This window comes from Marinomonas sp. UCMA 3892 (assembly GCF_012726345.1).
In the GTDB taxonomy this organism is placed as follows: Bacteria; Pseudomonadota; Gammaproteobacteria; order Pseudomonadales; family Marinomonadaceae; genus Marinomonas.
In genome coordinates, this window is record NZ_PTXN01000036.1 from 1 (window position 1) to 4246 (window position 4246).

A 4246-nucleotide genomic window follows, 5' to 3' on the forward strand; every position below is an offset into this window, starting at 1 on the left:
AAACGTAGCTATACCAAGACAMCGGACAGTAAACACTGGATGAAGAAGTACCCGAATCTCTTAGCAGGTCATCAACCGACAAGGTCAGAAGAAGTGTTTGTGAGCGATATTACCTATGTAGAAAGTGATGAAGGTGTGCATTATCTCTCGCTTGTGACAGACGCTTTTAATCGAAAAATCATGGGGTATAAACTCAGTCATGATATGAAAGCAGACAATGTCGTTAAAGCCTTAAAGAAAGCGGTTCAGTCTCGTAAAACGACAAAGCCACTAACGCATCATTCAGATAGAGGGTCGCAGTATTGTTCGGCTCTTTATCAAAAAGAATTACAACGTAATAAAATACGACCGTCGATGACAGATGGCTATGACTGCTACCAAAATGCGTTAGCAGAAAGGGTGAATGGCATATTGAAGCAAGAATTTTTGATTGGAAGATGCAGAACTTTTAAAGAGTTAGAAAGGCATATTAGTGAGTCTATTGATATTTATAATAGGTATCGACCTCACTTAAGTCTAAATATGAAAACACCAGAAGAAGTGCATGAAAAAGCCAGTATGGAATCCATACTGGCTTAACAAAAATCGTCAACGTATTTTAGGACGAGACATATAGCCAGCCTTGGGTAGAAAAGGCTGGTGGGAGGGCTGTCAATTCAAGGCTGATTTTGTATGTGGTGTAGGGTGAGTTGAATGGCCAGTGTGTATGTCACACTGGCACTATTTAAAATGATAAAGTGGTGGAGTTATTCTTTTAAGGATGCGAGCTTTTGTGCAAACGATGGTGAGTGTGAATTTGATAATGTAGCAACTACCTGTTTTGCATAAGGTAGATAGCTTTTCAAATCGTTTTTAGGCATTGGGTCGTCATTTGGTAGCTTAACCGTGACTGGATTTTTATGGGTTCCGTTTATTCTGAACTCATAGTGGAGGTGTGGTCCTGTCGCCCAGCCTGTTTGCCCTACATAGGCAATTATATTGCCCTGTTGAACCCTAGCGCCACGTTTTGTGCCTTTTGAAAAGCCTTTCAAGTGAGCATAAAGAGTTTGGTAGCCTTTACCGTGATCGATAATCACGACATTACCATAGCCGTTTTGTTTCCCCGCAAAGGATATTTTGCCATCTCCTGCTGCTTTTACTGGAGTTCCACTTGCTGCAGCGTAATCCACGCCTCTATGCGGGCGACTGGTTTTGAAAATAGGGTGTAATCTGTTTGGGTTGAATTTTGATGAAATTCTTGTGAAATCAACGGGTGTTCGTATAAAGGCTTTGCGCATTGCTAATCCATCAGGGGTGTAATAATTTGCTCCCTTTTCAGTTTGGTAGCGAATTGCCTGGTAGGTTCGGCCATTATTAATAAACTGAGCGGCAATAATATTACCATGTCCTATTTTTTCACCATCAAGATACTTTTCTTCATATAGTATGCTTAGGCTGTCCCCTTTTCGTATGTCTAAAGCAAAGTCTATATCCCAGCCGAAAATATTTGCTAGCTCAATTAGTAGAGGTTGATCTATTCCTGATCTTAGTCCATCTACAAATAAAGAGTTGTTGATTTCAGCTTCTTTGTAGGCTTGAACTACCTCAGGTGTTCTGGATGTTTCTGTTCTATTGAACTTATTGTCATTGCGTTCGAAGGTTACGCTATCTAATCGGTTGAGTATTAGTGTTAGTTGTGTGAGTTCGCCCGTAGTTTCATTTGTTGTGAATTGGATGGTTTGCCCCGGTCTCATCTGGAGTAGTGTTTTTTGTTTTTTATCTGCTAGAGATACCTTATAAATGTCTTGTGCAGATATGCCTTCACTTGAGAGGAGTTTGGATAGAGAGTCGCCAGATTTAACTTCAACAGATTGTTCTTTAAAGGTTTCTGGTGTGCTCTTTTTTACTAGGTTGCTAGGTGTTTGGATCTCATAAGTAGGTGTTGCATTATTAGAAGGGGTTGCATCTAACGGTATACTTACAGTGTTGCTTTTGGGGTTGAGTCTTTGTAAGTCTTGAAGCATTAGTTGTGACTGATCTATTACTTCAAAATTGGCTTCGAGAGAAATCAGATTGTTGTCGGCGGTTTTTTCATCAGGGAATGCAATGAGCACAATGGCAAGAAGTGCGCTTACACCTGATATGAGAAGCAAATGCTTTGTTGGTAATAGCTTGATCAAAATGCGTACCTAAAAAAATCTTTAATAAAAGCCTTATAATCCTACCAACATTACTTTTATAATTGAATGCTTAAGTACGATAAACTAACTAGGATATGGATCAAAATAATGACTGTAAGCAGTAAAGACCTTTTGAATGACTTGCAAGCTCGTGGGCTTATCGCGCAAATGACGGCAGAAGATGAGCTAAAAAAACATCTAGATGGTGGAAGTCGTACTCTTTATTGTGGTTTTGATCCAACCGCAGATAGTCTGCATTTGGGGCATCTTGTTCCTCTTCTTGTACTAAAACGTTTCCAAGATGCTGGTCATAACCCAATTGCTTTGGTTGGTGGTGCGACAGGCCTTATAGGTGATCCAAGCTTTAAAGCGGCTGAACGTCAATTAAATACGTCCGATGTGGTTGCAAGTTGGGCAGAAAAAATTCGTGGACAAGTAAGTCAATTTGTAAAATTTGATAATGTGCCGAACCCAGCTAGAGTGGTTAATAACCTTGATTGGGCGGGCGAAATGAGTGTGCTGGATTTCTTGCGGGATATCGGCAAGCATTTTTCTGTTAATGCAATGATTAATAAAGAATCAGTTCAGCAGCGCCTTAATAGAGAAGGTGCAGGTATCTCTTTTACAGAATTTTCTTATGCTTTGCTGCAAGGGATGGACTTTGCTGAATTGAATAGAGCCTATGATTGCACCCTTCAAATAGGTGGCAGTGATCAATGGGGGAACATAGTTGGCGGTATTGATTTATCTCGCCGTCAAAATCAATCTCAAACATTCGGATTAACAGTTCCTTTGGTTACAAAATCTGATGGAACCAAATTTGGTAAAACAGAATCGGGTGCAGTCTGGTTGGATTCTAGTAAAACCAGCCAGTATGCATTCTACCAATTTTGGATGAATACTGCGGACGCCGATGTTTATAAGTTTTTGAAGTTCTTTACTTTCTTAGATCTTGCTGAAATCGATGCGATTGAAAAAGCGGATAAAGAAAGTGGTGGCAAGCCTCAGGCGCAAGCTATTCTTGCGCGAGAAGCGACTAAACTTGTTCATGGTGAAGAAGGTCTTCAAGCAGCGGAGCGTATTACTAATGCTTTGTTTAGTGGTGAAGCTGATCAATTAAGTGAGCAAGATCTTGAGCAAATTCAGCTTGATGGTTTGCCGAGTAGTTCTTTGGCGGGTATTGATCTTGTTGAAACCCCCCTTACTAGTTTAATGGCGGATGCTGGATTGGCAGCTAGTGGCAAACAGGTTAAAGATGCTCTTCAGCGAGATTCTGTTTTTGTAAACGGCATGGCTAAAGGGTTGAATGATAATATGAGCGCTGCTGATATATTTACTACTACAAATGGCTATTTTGGGAAGTACTTTCTTGTTAAATTAGGCAAGAAAAAGCATCATCTGTTTGTGTTGTAGTTGTTTAAAGGCAGTGCTTAAATAAATGAGATAGACAAAAAGACACTTCGGTGTCTTTTTGTCTATCTATGGCTCGCTGAATAAAATTCAAATTAATTTAAAAAAATGAAAAAAAGAGCTTGCGCTAAAACTTCTAGGCTGTATTATACGCCTCCACTGACACGGACAACGACGCAAACAAGAGTTTGCCACTTACTAAGCTAAGACGTTGAACCATGCATCAGACGCTCTTTAAAATAGATAATCAGATAATTTGTGTGGGCGCTCGCTGGAGGCTTCAGAAGATTGTCCGGATTAGTTTTTAACTGATTCGAGATGATCAAAAAAATTGAAGTCTTGCGAAACGTCTAACACGTCAATTCGCTTTATGTTGTTTTGTTGTTCTTCGGGACGATGAAATGATTAAGTTATTGTTAGTGTAATAGATTTTGAGTAAGCAAACTTTTTAACTGAAGAGTTTGATCATGGCTCAGATTGAACGCTGGCGGCAGGCTTAACACATGCAAGTCGAGCGGTAACAGGGGAGCTTGCTCCTGCTGACGAGCGGCGGACGGGTGAGTAACGCGTAGGAATCTACCTAGTAGAGGGGGACAACATGTGGAAACGCATGCTAATACCGCATACGCCCTAAGGGGGAAAGGAGGGGACTTTTCGGAGCCTGCCGCTATTAGATG

At 40.6% G+C, this 4246-nt stretch carries 3 protein-coding genes and 1 rRNA gene; 3 read left to right on the forward strand and 1 reads right to left on the reverse strand.

Annotated elements, in window-relative coordinates:
- Positions 1-579 (forward strand): IS3 family transposase (locus B6N13_RS23100; RefSeq protein WP_169460737.1); only part of this gene is annotated, 579 nt, incomplete at its 5' end.
- 167 nt (positions 580-746) lie between these two features.
- Here B6N13_RS23100 and B6N13_RS23105 read toward each other — a convergent pair.
- The gene (locus B6N13_RS23105; RefSeq protein WP_169460738.1) at positions 747-2159 is read right to left on the reverse strand and encodes a peptidoglycan DD-metalloendopeptidase family protein; all 1413 of its coding nucleotides are present in this window, start codon (positions 2157-2159) and stop codon (positions 747-749) included.
- Between the two features lie 108 nt (positions 2160-2267).
- Between B6N13_RS23105 and tyrS the strand changes: the two genes are divergently transcribed.
- Complete coding sequence (gene tyrS, locus B6N13_RS23110) at positions 2268-3572, forward strand: tyrosine--tRNA ligase (RefSeq protein WP_169460739.1); 1305 nt, start codon at positions 2268-2270, stop codon at positions 3570-3572.
- 446 nt (positions 3573-4018) lie between these two features.
- A 16S ribosomal RNA gene (locus B6N13_RS23115) occupies positions 4019-4246 on the forward strand; the annotation flags it as partial.

Coding starts and splice junctions, on each gene's coding strand:
- tyrS (WP_169460739.1), top strand. CDS start 2,268: ATGACTGTAAGCAGTAAAGACCTTTTGAATGACTTGCAAGCTCGTGGG.